This window comes from Chryseobacterium nepalense (assembly GCF_023195755.1).
Lineage (GTDB): Bacteria > Bacteroidota > Bacteroidia > Flavobacteriales > Weeksellaceae > Chryseobacterium > Chryseobacterium nepalense.
The window spans coordinates 2,652,752-2,675,069 of record NZ_CP096203.1; the positions used below are offsets into that span (position 1 = coordinate 2,652,752).

Sequence of the window (22,318 nt, forward strand, 5' to 3'; positions counted from 1 at the left end):
AGGTTTGATTTTATTTATTACTCTGTGTTCAGCATTCCCAATTCACCGAAATGCTTTTTGAATTTCTGGATTTTAGGACCTACCACGGCGCTGCAGTAAGGCTGTGTGGGATTTTCATTGTAATATCCCTGATGGTATTGTTCTGCCGGCCAGAATTTCTCGAATTTCGTCAATTCCGTAACATAGGTTCCCTGCCATCTTCCGGACTGTTTAGATTTTTCAATAGCTTCTTCGGCTTTTGCTTTTTCGGCGTCGTCTTTATAATAGATTACCGAACGGTATTGGGTACCGATATCATTACCCTGTCTGTTCAGCTGTGTAGGATCGTGAAGGAAAAAGAAGACATCCATTAACTGTTCATAGGAAATAATGGAAGGGTCATAGGTAATCTGTACTACCTCAGCATGCCCTGTCTCTCCCGTACATACTTCTTCATAAGTGGGATTGTCTTTATGTCCTCCTGAATACCCTGAAATAGCAGACTGCACGCCTTTCAGCATGTTAAAACAGCTTTCCACACACCAGAAACATCCGCCACCGAAAGTAATTTGCTCTAAATTAATGTTATTCATTGTAAGTTGATTATTGTATTTGAATATTTTCTCGTTAAAGAATAATGGAGAAAAAACTAATCAAAAATAAGGAAAAGTTTTTCAATTTTTGCGTCATCATCCGATTCAAATCTAAATGATGATGATAGATCAGACAAATTATTTTTTGCAGCAAGTAAGAATAATTGACTTTAAGATTAAAACGTTCTTTTAAGCATATAAAACAGTAAAACTATGAATTTCTAAAACAAAAGTCTGCTAAATCAGCGTGATTTTATTTGACGCAAAGAATTTATTTTCACAGCATATTATTTCGGGAAGACAAAGAAGTATCAGCAAGCTGATTGATGAAGCTGACGCTCGCTTCGCGCAGCAATTTATTGCCTTTGTCTTCTAAAATCAGCGAGACAGCAATTTATCTTTGCGTGAAAATATTTATCAATAAAAAAGCACCCTTAAAAAGGATGCTCATGTTTATGTATACGTTCAATTTATTTCTCCCAAACCAAAGCACTTGCTCCCAGAATAGCAGCATCTGCCTCATCAAGTTCACTGAAAACCAGTTTCACTTTATTTCTGAAAATAGGAAGTAAATTTCTTTCCATATGAAGTTTTGTAGGTTTTAAAATAAAATCACCCGCTTTGATCACTCCGCCAAAAAGAAGAATGGCTTCAGGAGACGAAAACATCACGAAATTAGCCAAGGCTTCGCCCAATTTCTGCCCGGTGTACCGGAAGACCTCAATGGAAATCGGGTCACCTTTCAATGCGCATTCGTGTACGGTTTTAGAATTTATGGATTCTTCAGGATATTGATTGAGCAGAGACTCCGGAAACTCAGCACGCATTTTTTTTGCAGTAATGGCAATTCCTGTAGCAGAGGCATACGCTTCAAGGCTTCCTTCGGAACCTGTGCTCCAGTGTTTTCTTCCGCCAGGTTTTACAATGGTATGTCCAAGCTCTCCGGCAAATCCGTCATGTCCGTAGATAAGCTTACCGCCTGCAACGATGCCGCTTCCTACACCTGTTCCAAGAGTGATCATAATGAAATCCTTCATTCCCCTTGCTGCCCCGAAAAGCATTTCTCCGATGGCTGCAGCATTGGCATCATTGGTTATGGTACAGGGCAGTCCGAATTTGGCTTTCATCAGTTCCGCAAAAGGAATAATTCCTTTCCAGGGAAGGTTCGGGGCCTGCTCTATGGTTCCTGTATAGTAGTTGGCATTTGGAGCTCCTACTCCTATCCCATCAAAATTTTTCTCTTTTCCGTGGCTTTCAATCAAAGGATGAACAGCCTCGTATAAAGCATCAATATATTCTTCTACGGTAGGATAGGCATCGGTCCGGATATTTCCTTTTTCCAAAACCTCACCTCTGTGGTTTACCACTCCAAATTTTGTATTTGTTCCGCCAATATCAATTCCCAGCGCAACATGTTTTGACAAATCTACTAATGACATTTCTATTCTTAATAATTCTAAAAGGCTAAAATTATAAAAAAGATATTATTATTAGACGATTAAGCAGCATTTTATTTAAAAAAAATATTATGTTGTTTTTACCTTTTTCTTTTTTCTTCTTCCCCACCATATCATAAAGCCTGTTACTGGTAATGAAGCACATATGAGACTTACGATAAAAGCGATGATCTTGGTTGGGAGTCCCAGAATAGATCCTACGTGAATATCATAATTGGCGCCCACCGCTTTTTCACCAAAATTTTTATCTTTCATATCGTGGGTATGAAGCAATTCTCCTGAATTTTCATCGAAAATGAGGCTGCTGCTTTTATGATAAGAGTAGGATAAATGTTTCACGTAGACTTCAAAATTCGGGTGTTCATGATCGTCCATATGCTCATGGCCGAGATCAATGGAGAACCCGTAAGAATCCGGGTATTTTGCTTTAACGGTATTACTGATCTTATCTAAAGTTCCTTCCGTTCTCATTTCAATCGGAGCTTTGGTTTTAATGGAAGAAAAATCAGGATAAGCAGTTTCACCTCCGGAAAAAATAAAATAGATCGCAGCCTGAACGACAAAGAAAGCATAAAATAACCCGGTTATGGAAAAGATCAGCGCAAAGATCGAAGCATAAAAACCAAGAACATTATGAAGATCGTAGTTTTTTCTTTTCCAGCCTTTTACGTTTTGCCATTTAAAAGAAAAACGCTGTTTTCTGGCGGCTTTATTTTTCGGCCACCAAAGGATGATGCCTGAAATGAGCATGATAATGAATATGATCACGGGAATGCCCACCAGATACGTTCCCCAGGACTGTTTCAGAAGATAGCTCCAGTGAATCATTTTTACAATCTGGAAAAATCCGTTTTTCTCGTCGTAAGTACCCAAGACTTTTCCATTATAAGGATTTACATATGCTACTTTATAGATCGGAAATTCATCAAAATAATTCCAGCCTTTGGGATCGTGTTCGTACCAGTAAAAGAGATAAGACATCTTTTTATCAATCGGAATATTTACCCAATGAACAGGATATTTTTCTTTTACCTGTTCTACAACGGCTTTTTCCAGAACACGGATCGGGAGAACCTGTTTCTGATCAATTTGTTGCTCATTATGATAAATTACTTCTTTGCGGGTGAAATTTTCAATTTCATCTTTAAAAACGTATAATGCTCCGGTAATCGAGATAATGAAGATCAGAAAACCGATGCCTAATCCAAGCCACAAATGCAGCTTGCCGATCCATTTTTTAAAAGTGCTTGGTTTTTTTTTATGGTGATGTTTTTTCCTCATATTCATCCTAATTGCCGCAAAGATAATATTTAATTTTTATTTAGAATATTTACAATTAAGGATTTTCATCAGGTTTTTTTAATTTTAAATGTAAATTAGAAAGCGCTTCAATTACTAGTGAAACGCTTTATTTTAATTTAAATCGGAATTAATTTAAAATTTATATTCGATGATGAATGTGCCCCTCATTCCCAATGCATTGGTAAAATCACTGTCCCGGGCCGCCCACCATGCAATTGCCGGCTGATACATTTTGTTAAAAAGATTTTCAATTCCTAATGACAGTTTCCAGTTTTTGTTGAGATCGTAGCTGGATTTAAAATTGAATACTGTATAAGCAGGAACTTTTCCTTCACCATATACAAAAAGTCCGGTTTTAACATTTGGCTGAAATCTGTCTTGCTCGAACGCGTGAAGCATATCCAGTCCTATAGATAATTTATCAACGGGTCTTGCCTGAATATAGGCTAAAACTTTAGGCGCGGAAATTCTGCTGTTATTGATCCTGGTAGAGTAGTCGCCGTCATCTTTAGGTGAGGTAATACCTTCCATCCAGCTGTAGCTTCCCCCGAAACTGATCCATTGTGTGGGAGAAAAATGCAGAAATCCTTCCACTCCGTACACTACTTCAGGAGCTCTCTGAATTGTCAATGCACGATCCGGACTTTGTATGAAAGTCGCTCCCAATTTTGAAGTACTTACGTAAGACGTGAGTTCATAATTGAGCCATTTGGTGATTTGTCCTGTTGCCCCAAATTCATAATTGTTAACAATAATCGGTTTTGTTTCCAGATTATTGATCGTTTCTGAAGTTGAGGTCCTTAAAATTCTTCCCAATTCATTAATAGAATATGCCTGAGAAAAGCTCCCGAAAATATTGATTGCCTGATTGATATTATAACGAATTCCCACATTTCCTACTACCGCATTGTATTCAAGATCTCCTCCTTTTACAAAGATGCTTTGGGTGAATGTTCCGTCATTTTTAATGGTTGACAAGGTATTGAAATCACCAACTTTTACTCTGATGTTTTCATAACGGAGTCCTCCTTTAATGGTTAATTTTTTCATGAGATCAATTTTAACCAACATAAAAGGGGCAATATTTGTCATATTCATATCCGGCGTCCAGTAACGGCCGTCTTCCAGTTTCTGAACGGTCTGGTCATTCAGGATATCAACCCCGTAAATCATTTCAGCTTGTGAATTACGCGTATTCCAGAGTTGGGTGTCAAAATTGGCTCTGGCGCCGTATTTTTTTGAAATTACATTCGATTGTCCGCCATTGAAGAAGGTATCGCTGTATCCGTATACCGTTCTGAAATCCTGAAGATAAAGATTTACATTTAATGAAGTTCCCTGCCAGATTCTTTTATTGTCGTAGCTTAATTTCAGATTGTGATTTCTGGGCGTTCCCTGCGGTGTGGTTTCCAATCCTTTTCCCTGGCCTTCTCCAATCGTCGGGATCAATCCGTATTTTCCGGTTTTAAGGCCTAAATTAAGATCAGATTTGGAGGCATATCCGATATAGGAGGCTTCAATTCTGTTATTTTCATTCAAATTGTATCCCAGCTTCAGCATTCCGTTGTAATTATCCATTTTTGCGGTGCTGTAGGTTGGGCTGAGGTTTATTCCATCTGCATCCTTCATGTATCCCGCTCTTTCATAAGCGAAAGATGCTACATAGTCGAAATTTTTGGTAATTTTTCCTGATAAAAGCTGGCTCGCTCTGAATCCTAATGTTCCACCGTATGGCTGACCCGTAATACCTGCCTGGGAAATTCCTGAGATTTTCTTTTCTCCACTGCTTTTTCTCGTGATGTAATTAATGATACCGCCGTCTGCACCGTTCCCGTAAATGGATGAAGCACCTTTGATCACTTCTATTCTTTCAATAACGGAAGGATCAATCACTCTGAGGTCTCTTGCGCCGTTTCGAAGTGGGGTAGACTGCGGAATACCATCAATCAGCACCAAAACCTGGCGTCCTCTTAACGTTTGTCCGGTATTGGAGGTTTGCCCGGAACTCGTTGCCAGACTCGGGACGGTATATTGTAAAATGCTTGTAACATCTGAATTTACCGTTAATTGTGACTGGATCTGCTTTTGATTGACAATCGTTACAGACCCCGGAATTTCCTTAATATTTTCCTTTTTCCTCGACGCAGTCATTACAACTTCATCCACATCTTTTACCCGTAATGTGTCGCTGTGCTGAGCAAAAATCGTTGCAGAGGCTAAACCAGCAGCTGCTAAAATGGTTTTTTTCATGATAATTTTCTAATTCCTTTTTTCTTTCTTTTACCCCACCATATTAAAAAGCCTGTTACAGGCAATGACGTGCATATAAGACCTGTAATAAACCAGATTATTTTTCCGAAAATCCCAAAATAAGATCCTGCATGGATGTCATAATTGGCATTGGCGTATTTTTCGGCGGTGGTTAATTGTTGGTGCGGTTTGTTCATCAATAATTTTCCAGAATATTTGTCAAAAACAAGCTGGCTCCGAATGGCAAATTTGCCGTCTTCACCATATACGGTAACCGGAATATTTTTCAGATCTTTTCCTTTTTTATTTTTTCCGTTCAGCGGAATTCTAAAGCTTGATGAAGACACATATAATTCTTTTGTTTCCTTTGCGGTAAGGTCGAAAACAGATTTTTTAGCTGATAATAATGAGTCGGGAGATTTAATTTCTTTTTCTTTCGGCAGCTCTGCTGATCCTGATAGTGCAAAATGGAAAGCATTTTTAACCCAGGGGAATGAAAAATAAATACCGGATAAACTTAATATCAAAGCAATGAATGAAGCGTAAAATCCTAAAATATTATGAAGATCGTAGTTCTTCCTTTTCCATGTGGTAATGTTTTTCCAGCTAAACCGGAACCGGCCTTTTCTTGCAGTCTTATTTTTTGGCCACCAAAGAATGATTCCTGTAATGAGCATCATAATGAAGAGCACAACAGGAATTCCTACAACATATTTTCCCAAGTCTGTTTTTAATAATAAACTCCAGTGAATGGATTTCAAAATTGGAAATATGTCATATTTTTCATCATATACACCAAGAATTTCTCCATTATAAGGATTAACATATACCACTGTATTAATTTTCACCTCATCGAAATAATTCCAGGCTTTTTTATCTTTTTCGTAGTATAAAAATTCGTAAGATTTGTTTTTGTCTAAAGGAATTTCAACAGAACTGATCGGAAGCTTTTCATTAATTTCCAAAGAAACTTTTTCCTTCAGAGTTTCAATTGAAAGGGGTTGATGCGTAATCGTTTTAGCTTCCACATAAATAACATCTTTTCTAAGTACGCCCTGAATTTCGTCCTTGAAAACATACAGAGACCCTGACAGTGAAACAATAAAAACAATAATCCCAACGGCCAAGCCGAACCACAAGTGCAGTTTGGCAGACCATTTTTTTATAAATGAAGGTTTCTTTTTATGGTGATGTCGCTTCCTCATAGTAAAAAGTTAACCTTTTGAGGGGTTAACTTTTAATTATTTAAAATTTGTATCCTACTGAAAGTCTGAAGTTTCTCGGAGCTTCTGCCTGATAATAGTAATATGCTCCGTAAGGTGATCCTGAATAAAGGAACCTGTTAAATACATTGAATACATTCAGTCCCACTCTGAATTTGGTATTTTCCCAAGATAAGCCGGCATCGAACTTCAGATAATCATCCATATCTTTCTGATCTCCGGAGCTTGCCCAGTTCCAGCTGCTTCTGTCGGCAAGGTATGTTCCTCCGAATGAAAGTCCGAATCCTTCCAATGCACCTGTTGTAAATGTATAATTCAGCCATCCGTTTGCCGTATGTTTAGCATAACCAGGCACTCTCATTCCTACAGGGTTATTTACCGGATCGTTTGATTCGGTCACTTTGTTTTCTGTGAATGCATAATTGATAATAGCATTAAATCCTCTTGTAATTTCTCCTTTCAGATCAAATTCGATTCCCTGTACACGTGTTTTACCAAGGTCGATCACAAAGTTTTCCAGGGCGCTGTTAGCAGGATCATTTACAGTAGCATTTCTTTTGATGATGTTATATAACGATAAAGTTGTATTCCATTTTCCGTTAAACCAGTCTCTTTTTACACCTACTTCCATATTGTTTCCGGTAATAGGTTTGGGTATACCTCCTGTTCTGAAGAATCCGGCCTGTGGTACGAATGACTGATCGTACAAACCGTATACAGAGGTATTTTCGTTAATAGAATAGCTTATTCCCACACGCGGTGTTATTTTATCTGCTTCTGCGTTGGTTCCGTATGAGTTTTCCTTAACATTTGTATATCTCGCTGCAAGGGTCAGTCTTAGAGCATCATTGAAAAAGCCTAATTCATCCTGAACATATAATCCGGTATAGTTTTGTTCGATAGTGCCGTAAGGAGTAGCTCTGCTTTGCAATGAGGTACTGGTGTCAAATTGAGCATATCCGTTTGCCGGAGGAGTATATGTTGTTGAATTTACATTGAAAGGATTGGCATCTGTATCCAGATTATGAGATTGATTCCAGTCTGCCATATATTTTTTTGAGCCTAAATCCAGTCCTGTTAATATTTTATGAGAAACCGCCCCTGTTTTTACATAACCGTTTAAGAAAACCTGTCCGAATTTCATTACATTGCTTGCTTCCCAGAAATAAAGAGTTCTGATCATATCACCATTTGGTAAAAATTTGGATGGCCAGATATCGCTTCCTAAGGTATATTCGTTAACGTAGGTAAGCTGGGAGGTCAGTTTCCAGTTTTCATTGAATTTATGCTGAAGATTAACATTTACGGTATTATTATCTACATTAGTAGGATCAATTCCGGGATCTGTCATTGTATATTCTACAGGTTTGGTAGCATACCCTTCGTAGCTGAAAACATATGCAGAACCTACTTCAGACATTTTTGCCTTCTGATAAATATATTCTGCCGTTAAGGTTGTTTTATCTGTTAGATTTACTTTTAAAGACGGATTGATAATGTATCTGTCGTTGAATTCATAATCTCTGAAGCTTTTTTTATTCTGAGCCATGAGATTCAGTCTGAAGGCAACTTTATCTGTAATTTTTGTGTCAATATCCGTTTCACCTCTGTACATATTGAAGCTTCCTAAAGTTACTCTTGCGGAACCATTCAAAGATTGTCCTGTCGGCTTTTTGGTTACAATATTGTAAATACCGCTTGGTTCACCGTTTGACATTAGGAAACCGGATGGACCTTTTATAAATTCGATATGATCTACATAACTCATATCTTCACTTAGCGGCCCCCAGTTTGAAGTAACGTTTACTCCGTTCATAAAAGCTGCAGCTCTGGAACCCCTCATGTTTACTCTGGTATACATGTCTCCCCAGTGTTCTAATCTCTGTGCCCCTGCAACGTTTCTTAAAACACCGTCGCTTAATGTTGTCACCTGCTGATCTTCTAATGCTCTGTTGGTAATGATAGATACATTCTGAGGAATTTTAATCAACTCTTCGTCCAAACGCATAGAAGAAGATCCTTCTTTTTCTACATATTTTTTGTAATATTTTCCATTTACAACAACTTCCTCAATATCATTCGACTTAATCGTATCGTTCTCCTGAGCAAAAGTTAGCATAGAACCTAACATCGACGCACAGATCAGCATATTTTTCATGAAATTCAAATTTCCTGCAAATATATTGTTTTTAATTATTCTAAATAAATAATTGACTTGATATTTGTCATAAAATTAATATACGGTAATAATGCAAAGCCGCTCCAGAACTATCTGGAGCGGCTTTGTATTATTTCGAAACTACTATTCTTATGCCGGAATTTCTCCTTTATACAAGAATGAAATAATTTCTTTATTCAATTTGTCGATCATTTCACTGAATAAGTGGAAAGATTCCTGTTTGTAGATTACCAGTGGATCTTTCTGCTCATAAACAGCACCCTGCGAAGATCTTCTTAAATCGTCCATTTCACGAAGGTGAAGTTTCCAGTTTTCATCAATGATAGATAAAGTGATGTTCTTTTCAAAATCGTTGATTAAGCTGTCGCATTGCGTTTCAAAAGCTTCTTTCAGATCGGTAACAATAGTCATTGTTTTGTGACCATCTGTGAATGGAACCTGGATCATTTTAAACATTGACCCCTGGTTTTGATACACATTTTCAATAATCGGGAAAGATTTTTCTTTCAGTAAATTCAGCTTCATCTGATAATCTTCCTGAGCAGCCTTGAACAGAATATTCGTAAGATCCTGAATGGTTTTGCTCTTGAAATCATTTTCAGAAACCGGAGATTCCATCGTAAATGTTTTGATGATCTCGTATTCAAAATCTTTATAATTTCCTGATGCTTTTCCTTTAGCAACAATTGAATTGGAAACATCGAAAATCATATTCGTAATATCATACTTCAAATGGTCTCCGAACAAAGCGTTCTTTCTTCTCTTGTAGATAACGTCACGCTGTTTGTTCATTACATCATCATATTCAAGAAGTCTTTTTCTTGTTCCGAAGTTGTTTTCCTCTACTTTTTTCTGAGCTCTTTCGATAGATTTAGAGATCATGGAATGCTGAATCACTTCACCTTCTTTATGACCCATTCTGTCCATCATTTTAGCAATTCTTTCAGAACCGAAAAGACGCATTAAGTTATCTTCAAGAGATACATAGAACTGAGAACTTCCCGGGTCTCCCTGACGTCCTGCTCTACCTCTCAGCTGTCTGTCAACACGTCTTGAATCGTGTCTTTCTGTACCAATAATGGCCAAACCACCGGCTTCTTTTACTTCTTTACTCAGCTTAATATCCGTACCACGACCGGCCATGTTGGTAGCGATAGTTACCACACCCGGCTGTCCTGCTCCTGCAACAATTTCCGCTTCTTTTTTGTGAAGTTTCGCGTTAAGAACCTGGTGATTAATTTTTCTTAATTGAAGTGCTTTTGAAAGCAACTGAGAAATTTCAACTGAAGTTGTACCTACTAGAACAGGTCTTCCTGCAGCTGTTAGTTTTTCAACTTCTTCAATTACAGCATTATATTTTTCACGGTTGGTCTTGTAAACCAAATCCTGTTTGTCATTTCTTAAAATAGGACGGTTGGTAGGAATTACCACAACGTCTAATTTGTAAATTTCCCAAAGCTCACCGGCTTCCGTTTCAGCAGTACCTGTCATTCCCGCAAGTTTGTTGTACATACGGAAATAATTCTGAAGGGTAATGGTCGCAAAAGTTTGGGTAGCTGCTTCGATTTTTACACTTTCTTTCGCTTCAATTGCCTGGTGAAGACCGTCTGAATAACGTCTTCCTTCCATAATACGGCCTGTCTGCTCATCAACGATTTTTACTTCACCGTCAATCACCACATACTCATCATCTTTTTCAAATAAAGTATAGGCTTTAAGCAACTGGCTCATGGTATGAACTCTTTCAGACTTTTCGGCAAATTCGGAGAAAAGTTTTTCTTTAGCCTCAAATTCTTCTTCTTTCGAAAGATTTTTAGCTTCCAGTTCTGCAATTTCAGTTCCGATGTCAGGAAGAACGAAGAAGTTCGGATCAGAATTCCCTTGGGACATATACTCAACACCTTTGTCAGTAAGGTCTACCTGATTGTTCTTTTCTTCAATTACAAAGTAAAGATCTTTATCTACAATCGGCATATCGCGGTTGTTGTCCTGCATATATTGTGCTTCCACTTTCTGAAGCAATGCACGGTTTCCGCTTTCCGATAAGAATTTAATTAATTGTCTGTTTTTAGGAAGTCCTCTGTAAGCCTGAAGCAATTTGAAACCTCCTTCTTTGGTATTTCCTGCTGCGATTAATTTTTTTGCTTCATTAAAAATGGCAGAAACAGTTTTTTTCTGAACTTCAACAATTCTGTCGATAGACGGTTTCAGAACATCAAATTCCTGTCTGTCTCCCTGCGGAACCGGACCGGAAATAATTAACGGTGTTCTTGCATCATCTACCAATACGGAGTCAACCTCATCTACGATCGCAAAGTTTAGTTCTCTTTGTACCAGTTCTGAAGGTGAAGTTACCATGTTGTCTCTCAGGTAATCAAACCCGAATTCGTTATTGGTTCCGTAAGTAATGTCTGAATTGTATGCTTTTCTTCTTCCGTCTGAGTTCGGCTGGTGATTGTCGATACAGTCGATTGACATTCCGTGGAATTGGTACAATGGTCCCATCCACGCCGAGTCTCTTTTGGCAAGGTAATCGTTTACTGTTACTACGTGAACGCCTCTTCCCGGAAGTGCATTTAAGAAAATAGGAAGCGTACCCACTAAGGTTTTACCTTCCCCGGTTGCCATTTCGGCAATTTTACCGCTGTGAAGAATTACCCCTCCAATGAACTGTACATCATAATGTACCATATCCCAATTTACCGGTGTTCCTGCAGCATTCCATGAGTTTTTCCAAACGGCTTGATCTCCCTGGATTTCAAGGAAGTCCTTACCTGCTGCAGCCAGCTGTCTGTCCCAGTCGGTTGCTGTTACACGGATTTCTCCGTTTTGTGCCCATCTTCTTGCTGTTTCCTTTACCAAGGCAAAAGCTTCAGGAAGAATCTGGCCGAGGACTTTTTCCTCAATTTCGTATGATTCCTTTTTAAGAGCTTCAATTTTTGAAAAAAGCGCTTCTTTTTCATCAACGTTTTTCGAATTTTTTATCTGCTCTTGTATCTGTTCTATCTGAGCTGTGATTTTGCCGGTTGCAGACTTAATATTTTCTTTAAACTCAGCAGTTTTTTCTCTCAGTCCATCGTCAGACAACTGTTGAATATTGGGCTCAACAGCTTTGATTTTTGTTACAACTTTTTTTACTTCTTTTAGGTCCTGCGCTTTCTTGTCTCCCAAAAACCCTTTAAGAACTTTATTTAAAAAACTCATAAATTTTTTGCTTTATGCCTAAAGCGTATGCTTTAAGCGTTTTTAATAACACGCTTTTCGTGTAAAATTGATATATAAAAAAGGGCAAAAAAGCTCTAAGCGACGCCTAAAGCCTGATTGCTTTTAATTTAATATTCGTCTTCGTTCCAAAGGAAGTCTTCATCGGTAGGATAATCACTCCAAACTTCTTCAATTGATTCGTAAATCTCTCCTTCATCTTCAATCGCCTGAAGGTTTTCCACTACTTCCATTGGTGCACCAGTTCTGATTGCATAATCAATAAGTTCTGCTTTTGTCATTGGCCAAGGTGCGTCACTTAAATATGAAGCTAATTCTAATGTCCAGTACATAATTTTCTAATTTTTTTGCAAAAGTATAAAAATAGCTTATATTATATGCTTTTTTACACCTGATTTTCAATTCTTTTTATTAATTTTTGTTCATTCTGCATCATACACCTTTGTTCAGGTGTGATGCCAGCATGTTTGCTGTCATTTTCTCAAAAACCATTCCACAAAAATTTTTATGCCATTTTGGAAGTTTGTGTCAGGTTTATAGCCAATTAATGTCATAGCTTTTGTAATATCTGCATTGGTTTTCAGGACATCTCCGGGCTGCATTGGCAGATTTTTCCGGATGGCAGATTTTCCTAAAGCAGCTTCTATAGTTGACAGCATTTCATTAAGTGTTATCACTTCACTCTCTCCAAGATTAAGAATCTCATAAATGCCGGAATGTGTTTCCAGATAATCAATTGATTTTAATATTCCATAGATGATATCATCAATAAAAGTATAATCTCTTGCGGTGGTACCGTCGCCGTAGAAAGGAATTTCCTGATCTTCTAAAATTAGTTTTGTGAATTTATGAATGGCAAGATCGGGTCTTTGTCTGGGGCCATACACCGTAAAAAATCGCAGCTGTATCATATCGATTTTATAGAGATCATGATATACATGGCCTAAAATTTCACCACATTTTTTAGTTGCTGCGTAAGGTGAAATAGGATTATCTACATTGTCGCTTTCGGAAAAAGGAATTTTTTCATTGTTCCCATAAACGCTTGATGAAGAGGCTGCAATAACTTTCTTAATGTTAAATTCTTTACACAGTTCCCAAAGGTTCATGGTTCCGCGGATATTTACTTCTTCATACTCTAAAGGCCTTTCGATGGAAGGCCTTACTCCTGCCAAAGCTGCCAGATGGATCACCATATCAATAGTATGCTCGCGGAAGATTTTTTCAAGTCCTTCTTTATCACGGATGTCCTGATAATATAAAGTATAGCAGTCTGATTTGGTAATGGAAATCAGTTTGGTAATATCTTCCTGCTTTTCCACAAATTCAAAATCCGAAAAATTCTGTATTGAATCTAAAGTATTCTTAATTTTTATCTGATAATTGTAGAAATCATCAAAATTGTCAATGTTTATGACAGAATGTCCCTTTTTTAATAATTGTTCTACAAGGTGAGAACCAATGAATCCGCTTCCGCCCGTTATAAGATAGACCATTTGTGACTTTTTATTGAAGCAAAAATATAAATTTATTTTTTGAAAATATAATCATTACTTTTACTTTATAAAGTAATATATACAATATGCAGTTTCAGGGACAAATTTTAAAAATGACAAGCTTCAACGAAGAACCGATTCAATATTATCTTAATCTTTCCGGCGATCTTATTCATATGAATGAACTTTTCGGAAAAGAATTAACGATAAAGCATATTGGTTTTCAATGTGTGAACTGTCAGGAAAACAAACCGATTTACCGAATGGGTTTCTGCAAAAACTGTTTTTTTGAAAGTCCTTATGCAAGCGACACCATCATCCGTCCCGAACTTTCCACTGCACATCTCGGAATTGCGGAACGGGATTTGGAGATAGAAAAAGGAATTCAGCTTCAGCCTCATACGGTGTATCTGGCTTACACGGGAGAAGTAAAAGTGGGGGTGACGAGAAATACGCAGATTCCTACAAGATGGATTGATCAGGGCGCGACTTTTGCTCTGCCTATTGCGAGAACCGAAAACCGGTATGAAGCAGGGATGATTGAAGTTGCTCTCAAACAGCATGTTCCTGATAAAACCAGCTGGAAGAAAATGCTCAAGGATGACCTGGAGGATGAAATTGATCTGGCGGATTTCCAGCAGAAAATTAAAGAATATTTTCCTGATGACTTCCAGAAATTTTACAGTGAAGGCGAAACGCTCTGGAGATTTGATTATCCTTTCGAAAAGCCTGAAAAAGTAACATCTTTTACGCTTGATAAAAGACCGGAGTTTACCGGGAAGCTTACAGGCATAAAAGGGCAGTATCTGGGTTTTGATGGAGGGGACTTCATTAATATCAGGGGCCATGAGGGATATGTGATTGAACTTACAGTTTCTTAGAATGAAGCATCCAATTACCTTTTTTTTCTGGATTCTGTTTATTTCATGTCGTGTACAGTGTCAGAACAGTCCGGATTTTTCGGAAAATAATATTTCTTATAAAGAAGTTGATGCTGAAACCGGATGGCTGAGGATTCATTTGAAAAACCCCAGCAAATGGGGATATATCAATAAAGACCGTTTGGTTGTTATTCCTTTTGAATATGATTTTCTGAATCCGTTTAAAGACGGACTGGCCTATGCCGAAAACGATCACAAGAAATTCTTTATTACCAGCGGTAATCTTAAACTCAAAGGAGACTATGATGAAGTACGTATTTTTTCGGAAGGACTTGCTGCTGTAAGAAAAAACAACAAATGGGGATTCATCGATAATAGAGGGAGCTTAATTATTCCGATGCAGTATAATGCAGTGGATTATTTCAGGGTGAGCGGGTTGTGCAAAGTAACCAGAAACGGCAAGTCCGGCTTTATAGACAAGCAGGGCAAAGAAGTAATTCCTATTATTTATGAGGATGCCTTGCAGGAAATGAAAGACCGGAATGTCATCGTAAAGAAAGGCGGTAAATGGGCCGTTTTTGATAGTACAGGAAAACAGCTTTCCGAATTTAAATATGCTGAGCTAAAGAGAGCATACATAACAGATTTTTCCAAAGATATTTTCGACAGGGATGAATCCACCTTTTTTGAAAACGGAGCAGCATTGGGAGTTGTTAATGGGAAATACGAATTTATCGACGTCAAAGCCCTGGCAGCTTTTCCGGACAACAAATTTGATTCAGCCAGTGTATTTGATACTTTTAAAAATGCGGTGGTGAAAAGAAATGGCAAATATGGCATTATAAAAACAGACGGAACTTTTAAAGTCCCTTTAATTTATGATCTGATCGAATATTTTGATACTAATCATGCCTTTTCAGAATATTACAATGCGAGAAAAGGGAAAATTTATTCTATTTTCAATAGGGATTTAAAGAAAATCGGGGAATCACATCAAGCGGTTTATAATGATTTTTCAAATTCCAATCCGACACTGATCTTTAGAAATTTACAAGAGAAAACCGGTATGGTCGACTGGCAAGGAAATATTTTAATTCCGTTTGACTATGATGATTTACGGAAAATAGAAAGTACATCGTTTTTATGGGTAAGGAAAGGAGAACTGAGTGGTATTATTAGTAACCAGGGACATATTAAAATCCCTGTAAAATACAAAATTCTATATTCGGTTTACGATAAATTTGATGATAAAGACCAACTGGAAAAAAAATTATTTATCGCAGATGGAACGCTGATTGATATTAACAATAAAGTCATTATGGATGAATATGATTCGATAATGCCGGTTTATTATAATCACGATAAGCTTATTGTTTCCAGAAATAAAAAATTCGGCATTGTCGATGTTAATAAAAAAACCCTTTTGCCCTTGGAATACGATGAGATATCGAATTGGGTTGAGTATGGTCCGGAAAAAAGGCATTTTATCAGGAAGAATGGCAAATACGGGCTGATAGATCATGAAACGTTTAAGACCATTGTTCCTCCGGTTTATAACCAGATGGAACAAAGAGGAAATATGATCTTTGTAAAGAAAGGAGAAAAAGCAGGGATTCTGGATATTGATAATAAAGAAATATGTCCTTTTGTTTTTGATGAAGTAAAGCCGCATAAATATTTCGGCTACCGTAGTGGGGAAAACATAGGTTTTTATTCGAAAAAAGGAGGTCGGTTTTTCCTGATCACTTTGCGGGGAGAAGTGCAAAAGGAAATTCCGGAAAAAGAATATAAAGAGAATACAGAATAATAAAATTTGACAATCATGAAAAAATGGGTTAAAAAGCTGTTTGTTGGTCTGGGAATTTTGTTGGTGATTATTTTATTAGCGAATTTCGGACTTAACATCTGGCTTAAAACCCAGCTTCCGAATTACATTAAAAACAATACCGATTATAAGGTTTCCTATAAAAGCCTGGAAGTAGATCTGCTGTCAGGAAATATTCTTGCAACAAAAATATCAGTTAATAATAAAAATCCCCAAAATAATAATGTAATTGGTCTTCAGGGAACAATAGATACACTCAAAATAAGCCGGTTCGGGATTTATGATGCGTTATTTAATAAGCAGATCAGCTCATCGGATCTTTTACTTTCCAAACCAAATCTCAACGTAATTCTCGCCAAGCCGGTAGATGATAAAACCGGGAAAAAGAGAAATCCTGTAAAATTTGAAAATATCAGGATCAATGATGGGAATGTCAGTGTTTTCAGGCATACTAAACAAAAATTTCTTTCGGTTCAGGATCTTGATCTGTATGTGGAAAATCTTCAGTTAACTGAAGAATCGGTGGAAGATAAGCTTCCTGTTGTTTTTGATGCCTACGATATTAAAGGGAAGAATTTTTTTATTCGTCCCGATGATGTATATGCTCTTAAGATAGATGCTATCAGGACATCAGACGGGCAAATGACGGTCGACAACTTTCAGTTGGTTCCGGTATTGGATTTTGAACAGTTTAAAAAATATTATCCGAAAAAAAATAAGCTTTTCCAATTTGCCATTAAAAAAATGGAATTCAAAGATCTTGTTTTGAAAAAGAATAAGTTGTCTCTTTCCAATGCAAGTTTTTACGAACCCAATCTCTTGATGTACACTACGGATGTTGTTCCTGTAAGGGTAAAGAAACCTTCCGACTTTGAGCTGGATCTGGAAAATATAAAAATGAGCAATGCAACCATTCAGGTCATGAAGCCTGATGGTAATAAGCTTTTATATGCTAAAAACCTTAACGTTGATGTCAACCAGCTGAGATTTGATAAAGAAACCAGAGAAGAGCTCATCCCCGTAGGATATAAAAACTTTCAGATTTCAGGCAGAGATGTCTTATTTTCCAATCACCAGGACTTTACAATCGGAAACATCAGCCTGAATCCTAAAAAAGGAGAATTAAGGAATATTTCTGTCGTTCCTAATGGAAGTGCTCCTGAAAAAACCTCAATGAATCTCTTAACAGATTATATCCGGTTTACAATTAATAAATGGGATTTTACTGATAAAAAGATGAATCTTGATGTCAATGAGGTTCTCATGAGCCGTGTCAAAGGAAAAATTACTGCCGGAACAGGTAAAACAGTTAATCGCAAAAAGCAGAATTTTAACGGGATCCAATTTCCCATAATAATCAGGAAAGTTGTACTGCAGAATTCGGATATTATTTACTCTAAAAATAACCAGCCGCTCAGTTTTCAGGATCTTAATGCAACCGTAAATGATATTCAGCTCATTAATAAAAAGGATAATTCGGGAATTGAAGCAAAAATAAGTAAATATGCTGTTTCAACTAAAAACTTCGGTTATAAGGCGAAATTCTACAATATGACGGCAAGATTTTTAAAGCTGGACCAGAATACGATAAACGTAACAGCATTTGCAATGAAGCCTTTGGTTTCGAGAGCGCAGTTTATCAAAATGATTCCTGTGGAAAGTGATTTGTATGATATCACGGCAAACCAGATTACAGCGAACGGAACCTGGGATTTATTTTCTGATCAGAAATTAATCCGCGCTTCAAACGTTACAATCCGTAATGCAGATGCCAATATTTTCAGAAGTAAAATTCCGGAAGATGATCCGAAAGAAAAACCCTTGTATTCAAGAATGCTGAGATCTATTAAAATCCCGATGGTTGTCAATAATCTTAACCTTAAAGATTCAAAATTGGTCTATGAGGAAGATACGCCGGAAAGTGCCGGTCCCGGGAAACTGACCTTCAGTAATTTTAATATGAATGTTAAAAATTTAAATTCTGCCAAAATCAAAGGAAATCCAACGCGGGTTGATATTAAAATCAACTGTTCTTTTATGAATCTTGCACCGCTTTCGGTAAACTGGAATTTTGATGTGGCAGACCAAGGTGACCGTTTTGCTATTTCGGGACGAACCACCAATCTTCCGGCTACGGGAATTAATCCGTTTATCCGACCTTATCTTCATGTAACGGCTACCGGGACTATTCAGGAAATGCTTTTTAATTTCAGAGGAAATCCAAAAGGACTGGACGGAAAATTTAATCTTAAACATAAAGATCTTAAAGTAACCATTCTGGATAAAGAAAATAAGGATAAAAAAGGTTTTCTTACGGTGGTTGCCAACCTGCTGGTGAAATCTGATTCCGGGAAGCTTCCGGAAGACGTGGATGTGGAAGATGTGGAAAGAGATCCTACTAAGTCGTTTTTCAATCTTTTCTGGAAAGGTATTGAGCAGGGGTTAAAGAAAACATTAATAGGAATCAATATTGATAAGGCCAAGAAAACGGTTGATAAAACGGCTGCCGCTGTAAAGAATGTAAAACAGGATGTAAAAGAGATGAAAGCGTCTGCCAAGGAAGTTGGACAAGCTATTAAGAAGAATCCCGAAACAGAGAAGGTAAAAGAAAATGATAAAGAAAAGAAAGGATTTCTAAAAGGAGTCTTCCGGAAAAAAGAAAAATCCGAAACTGAATAGTTTCGGACTTTTTATATTAATCAAAATCAAATTCGTCGCTTTCCAGAATAGGAACTTCACGAAGGAAATTATCAAATTCTTTTGGATAATTGCTTCCTGCACCATAAGAATCGATAATCATTCCGATATTCCCTTCAGTATCTTTTACCAAATACAAAACGGCGTTGTCATCAGGACTGCTTGGGCCTTCGAAACGATAAGTTTTTATGATAGTAAGTTCATTTGGCTGATATACTTTCTCAGAGTTTTCCAGTTTCATTTCACATTCTTCATTCATTCTGAATTCTCTGTGGATACCTCTTTGAGTGAGTCTTGTCATAACCTGACTTAGTGTGGTCATTTTGTCAATATTTCCTGTGCCTTCCATAATAATATTTTTCTTTTAAGATGCAATAATTAAACCAATCATCTTATTATGGTATTTTATAAAAATGATAAATCGTATTAACAAAAATTTATATTTGGCAATTTATATTGGGTATACTTTTTGCAGTAATCACCGTAATAAATCAAACGAAATATGAAAAAGGAAGTTGGCGTTTTACTGGCGGGAGGTGTTGGTCTTCTGGCAGTATTAAGTATCATCGGAATTAAAAAAATATTACACAGAAAAGATAAAAGATACAGTGATTCCTATTCTGATTATCACAGACATTTTGATAATAGAAATGTGGAAGAAGACTATCACGGTATTGAATTTTATGCTCTAAAATAATAAAACACGATATATCCAATTTTTTGTAATCCGGTACCGTTAGGCTGCCGGTTTTTTTTGTGGAAAACTTTCATGTTAAAACTTATTATTTTCCAGGATTTCCATTCTAATTTTACAAAATCATGCAGAATGAAAATATCATAAAAGGACAGGGAGCTCAGCGAAACATAATCAACCGTTTCGACCGATATACCTATGAGCCGGAAGATGAAGACTATGAAGCCCTGAAAACATCTTTTACCGAAGTATTCCCGAAAACTATTGTAAATCAGGTGAAAAGCGAAGATCTCCCGATGGAATATTCCATGAATCCTTACCAGGGTTGTGAGCACGGCTGTTCCTACTGTTTTGCAAGGCCTACACATGAATATTGGGGCTATAGTGCGGGAATCGATTTTGAAAGAAAAATTATGGTAAAGAAAAATGCTCCTGAACTACTGGAAAAATTCTTTCAGAAAAGAGGGTATAAACCGGAGCCTATTTTACTTTCCGGGAATACGGATTGCTATCAGCCCGCAGAACGGCAGTTCGAGATTACAAGAAAAATTCTTCAGGTTTGCCTTGATTACAGACATCCGGTAAATATCCTTACAAAAAATGCTTTGGTTCTTCGGGATCTTGATCTGTTAATACCGATGGCAGAACAGAATATTATCAGTGTTTCCTTAAGTATTCCAACCATTAATGAAGAGCTGCGAAGAAAGATGGAACCACGGACAAGCTCTGCAAAAAATAAACTAAAAGCTGTAGAAATCCTTTCGGAAAATAAAATTCCGGTTAATGTCATGGTGGCCCCAATTATTCCCGGACTGAACAGTGATGAGCCTCTTTCTATTTTAAAAGCAATCTCAGAGGCGGGAGCACAAAGTTTTGGTTATACTTTGGTAAGGCTGAATGATACAGTAGAGCCTGTTTTTGTAAACTGGATCGAAAATGCTTTTCCGGACCGTGCGCAAAAAGTTTTAAATTTAATCCGTTCGATGCGTGGTGGAAAGCTTGGTGAAAAAAAGTTTTTTGACCGCCAGAAAGGAGAAGGGAACATTGCGGAAATGATTCACAATACTTTTAAAATCGGAAGAAAGAAATTTTTTGACGGCAAGGAATTTCCGAAACTCACTACAAAAAATTTTACCGGCTCGAAGGATCAGCAGTTAAAACTATTTGATTAAATAAAAAAACCGCTCCCAAAAGGAACGGCTTCTTTTATGAAAAAATGTTTCTGATTGAATTACATCGTATCATCAGGACATTTGAAATCTTTACTGCATGTTGCGCAGATAATCACATTACCACATGCATACATACAAAATTCCGGCTCAGGAAGTTTAATTCCAGCTCCTGTAATACTTTTTAATTGGCCTTTGCTTAGTTTTTTTAAATTTTTCATATTGTTTTCGTTAAAAATTTGATACTTCTGTAAAGATAAATAAAAAATGAATAAGTCAAACAATTGTGGTATATTATTTTTATGTTAATATAAATTTGTTTTATTTTAAAATTTTAGAATAAAAAAAACCGGACACATTGCCCGGTTCTTAATTATTTTTTGATCAATCCCAATTCGATCAAGCGTTCATGAAGAAATTCTCCTGCTGTTGTATCTTCATACAGTTTCGGATGATTTTCATCAATACAGTTTTCCAGTGCATTTAATGACATCGAACTTACCGGGTGCATAAAGAAAGGGATTGAATATCTTGAAGTTCCCCACAATTCTCTCGGCGGATTTACGACCCTGTGAATGGTAGACTTCAGCTTATTATTGGTATGTCTGGACAACATATCTCCTACATTAATCATCAGTTCATCCGGTTCTGCGAGGGCATCAATCCATTCTCCCTTATGATTCTGAACCTGCAGCCCTTTTCCCTGAGATCCCATCAATAATGTAATGAGGTTGATATCTCCGTGTGCGGCAGCTCTCACTGCATCGTCCGGCTCCTGTGTGATCGGAGGGTAATGGATTGGCCTTAAAATAGAGTTTCCTTCAGCAATTTTATCATCAAAATAGAATTCATCAAGACCAAGATAAAGAGCTAAAGCTCTAAGCACATACTGTCCTGTCTTTTCCAGCATCTGATAAGCTTCCTTACCCACTTCGTTGAATTTTGGAAGTTCTTCAACGATTACATTATCCGGATATTCATCCTTATATTTGGAATCTTCAGCTACGTACTGCCCAAAATGCCAGAATTCTTTCAGGTCTCCCTTTTTAAAGCCTTTTGCAGTTTCTTTACCGAATCCTACATAGCCTCTTTGTCCACCGATTCCCGGAATTTCATACTTTTGTTTCGTTTCCGTGGGTAGGTCAAAAAAGTTTTTCACTTCTCCATACAATTCATCTACCAATTTGTCATCAAGAAAATGGCCTTTTAAAGCAACAAAACCAATTTCTTCATAAGCTTTTCCGATTTCATTTACAAATTTCTGTTTGCGTTCCGGGTCACCCGAAAGGAAATCACGCAGGTCTACACTAGGTATTTTATCCATTTTTAGAAATTTAACGAATGGCTAAAT

General features: G+C 37.1%; 17 protein-coding genes. 5 read left to right on the forward strand and 12 right to left on the reverse strand.

Annotated features, from left to right (window positions below):
- Positions 1–17 precede the first annotated feature (17 nt).
- From msrA to M0D58_RS11765, 9 genes are all read right to left on the reverse strand, one after another.
- The gene (gene msrA, locus M0D58_RS11725; RefSeq protein WP_248389444.1) at positions 18–572 is read right to left on the reverse strand and encodes a peptide-methionine (S)-S-oxide reductase MsrA; all 555 of its coding nucleotides are present in this window, start codon (positions 570–572) and stop codon (positions 18–20) included.
- Positions 573–1,042: 470 nt separating this feature from the next.
- Positions 1,043–2,011, reverse strand: a complete 969-nt coding sequence (locus M0D58_RS11730; protein WP_248389446.1) for an ROK family protein — start codon at positions 2,009–2,011, stop codon at positions 1,043–1,045.
- 87 nt (positions 2,012–2,098) lie between these two features.
- Positions 2,099–3,310: a PepSY-associated TM helix domain-containing protein gene (locus M0D58_RS11735; RefSeq protein ID WP_248389448.1), complete on the reverse strand. Its 1,212-nt coding sequence runs from the start codon at positions 3,308–3,310 to the stop codon at positions 2,099–2,101.
- 153 nt (positions 3,311–3,463) lie between these two features.
- Complete coding sequence (locus M0D58_RS11740) at positions 3,464–5,581, reverse strand: TonB-dependent receptor (protein ID WP_248389450.1); 2,118 nt, start codon at positions 5,579–5,581, stop codon at positions 3,464–3,466.
- Complete coding sequence (locus tag M0D58_RS11745; RefSeq protein ID WP_248389452.1) at positions 5,578–6,786, reverse strand: PepSY-associated TM helix domain-containing protein; 1,209 nt, start codon at positions 6,784–6,786, stop codon at positions 5,578–5,580. The genes M0D58_RS11740 and M0D58_RS11745 overlap by 4 nt, the downstream gene beginning before the upstream one ends.
- A gap of 40 nt (positions 6,787–6,826) precedes the next feature.
- On the reverse strand, positions 6,827–8,962 hold the full coding sequence (locus M0D58_RS11750; RefSeq protein WP_248389454.1) for a TonB-dependent siderophore receptor: 2,136 nt from the start codon (positions 8,960–8,962) through the stop codon (positions 6,827–6,829).
- A gap of 150 nt (positions 8,963–9,112) precedes the next feature.
- On the reverse strand, positions 9,113–12,187 hold the full coding sequence (gene secA, locus M0D58_RS11755) for a preprotein translocase subunit SecA (RefSeq protein WP_248389456.1): 3,075 nt from the start codon (positions 12,185–12,187) through the stop codon (positions 9,113–9,115).
- Between the two features lie 128 nt (positions 12,188–12,315).
- Complete coding sequence (locus tag M0D58_RS11760; RefSeq protein WP_002662059.1) at positions 12,316–12,537, reverse strand: DUF2795 domain-containing protein; 222 nt, start codon at positions 12,535–12,537, stop codon at positions 12,316–12,318.
- Between the two features lie 141 nt (positions 12,538–12,678).
- Positions 12,679–13,701 (reverse strand): GDP-mannose 4,6-dehydratase, encoded by a 1,023-nt coding sequence (locus M0D58_RS11765; RefSeq protein ID WP_248389458.1) that lies wholly within the window; start codon positions 13,699–13,701, stop codon positions 12,679–12,681.
- An 86-nt stretch (positions 13,702–13,787) separates the two neighbouring features.
- Between M0D58_RS11765 and M0D58_RS11770 the strand changes: the two genes are divergently transcribed.
- From M0D58_RS11770 to M0D58_RS11780, 3 genes are read left to right on the forward strand one after another with little or no spacing between them, the layout of a single operon-like run.
- A complete protein-coding gene (locus M0D58_RS11770) occupies positions 13,788–14,582 on the forward strand; it encodes a DUF2797 domain-containing protein (protein ID WP_248389459.1) in 795 nt (264 codons plus the stop codon).
- A gap of 1 nt (position 14,583) precedes the next feature.
- Positions 14,584–16,389, forward strand: coding sequence for a WG repeat-containing protein (locus M0D58_RS11775; RefSeq protein ID WP_248389460.1), 1,806 nt, complete (start codon positions 14,584–14,586; stop codon positions 16,387–16,389).
- Positions 16,390–16,404: 15 nt separating this feature from the next.
- Positions 16,405–19,086, forward strand: a complete 2,682-nt coding sequence (locus M0D58_RS11780) for a hypothetical protein (RefSeq protein ID WP_248389461.1) — start codon at positions 16,405–16,407, stop codon at positions 19,084–19,086.
- 16 nt (positions 19,087–19,102) lie between these two features.
- On the opposite strand, the gene M0D58_RS11785 is transcribed toward M0D58_RS11780, so the two are convergent.
- A complete protein-coding gene (locus M0D58_RS11785) occupies positions 19,103–19,453 on the reverse strand; it encodes a hypothetical protein (protein ID WP_248389462.1) in 351 nt (116 codons plus the stop codon).
- A 153-nt stretch (positions 19,454–19,606) separates the two neighbouring features.
- On the opposite strand from M0D58_RS11785, the gene M0D58_RS11790 reads away from it, so the two are divergent.
- Together M0D58_RS11790 and M0D58_RS11795 are read left to right on the forward strand one after the other, a co-directional pair.
- Entirely contained in the window at positions 19,607–19,801 is a 195-nt protein-coding gene (locus M0D58_RS11790; protein WP_248389463.1) for a hypothetical protein, read from the forward strand.
- Between the two features lie 122 nt (positions 19,802–19,923).
- Complete coding sequence (locus M0D58_RS11795; RefSeq protein WP_248389464.1) at positions 19,924–20,970, forward strand: PA0069 family radical SAM protein; 1,047 nt, start codon at positions 19,924–19,926, stop codon at positions 20,968–20,970.
- 59 nt (positions 20,971–21,029) lie between these two features.
- On the opposite strand, the gene M0D58_RS11800 is transcribed toward M0D58_RS11795, so the two are convergent.
- Positions 21,030–21,188: a bacteriocin-like protein gene (locus M0D58_RS11800; RefSeq protein ID WP_169231564.1), complete on the reverse strand. Its 159-nt coding sequence runs from the start codon at positions 21,186–21,188 to the stop codon at positions 21,030–21,032.
- A gap of 152 nt (positions 21,189–21,340) precedes the next feature.
- Positions 21,341–22,291: an isopenicillin N synthase family dioxygenase gene (locus tag M0D58_RS11805; protein WP_248389465.1), complete on the reverse strand. Its 951-nt coding sequence runs from the start codon at positions 22,289–22,291 to the stop codon at positions 21,341–21,343.
- Positions 22,292–22,318 lie beyond the last annotated feature (27 nt).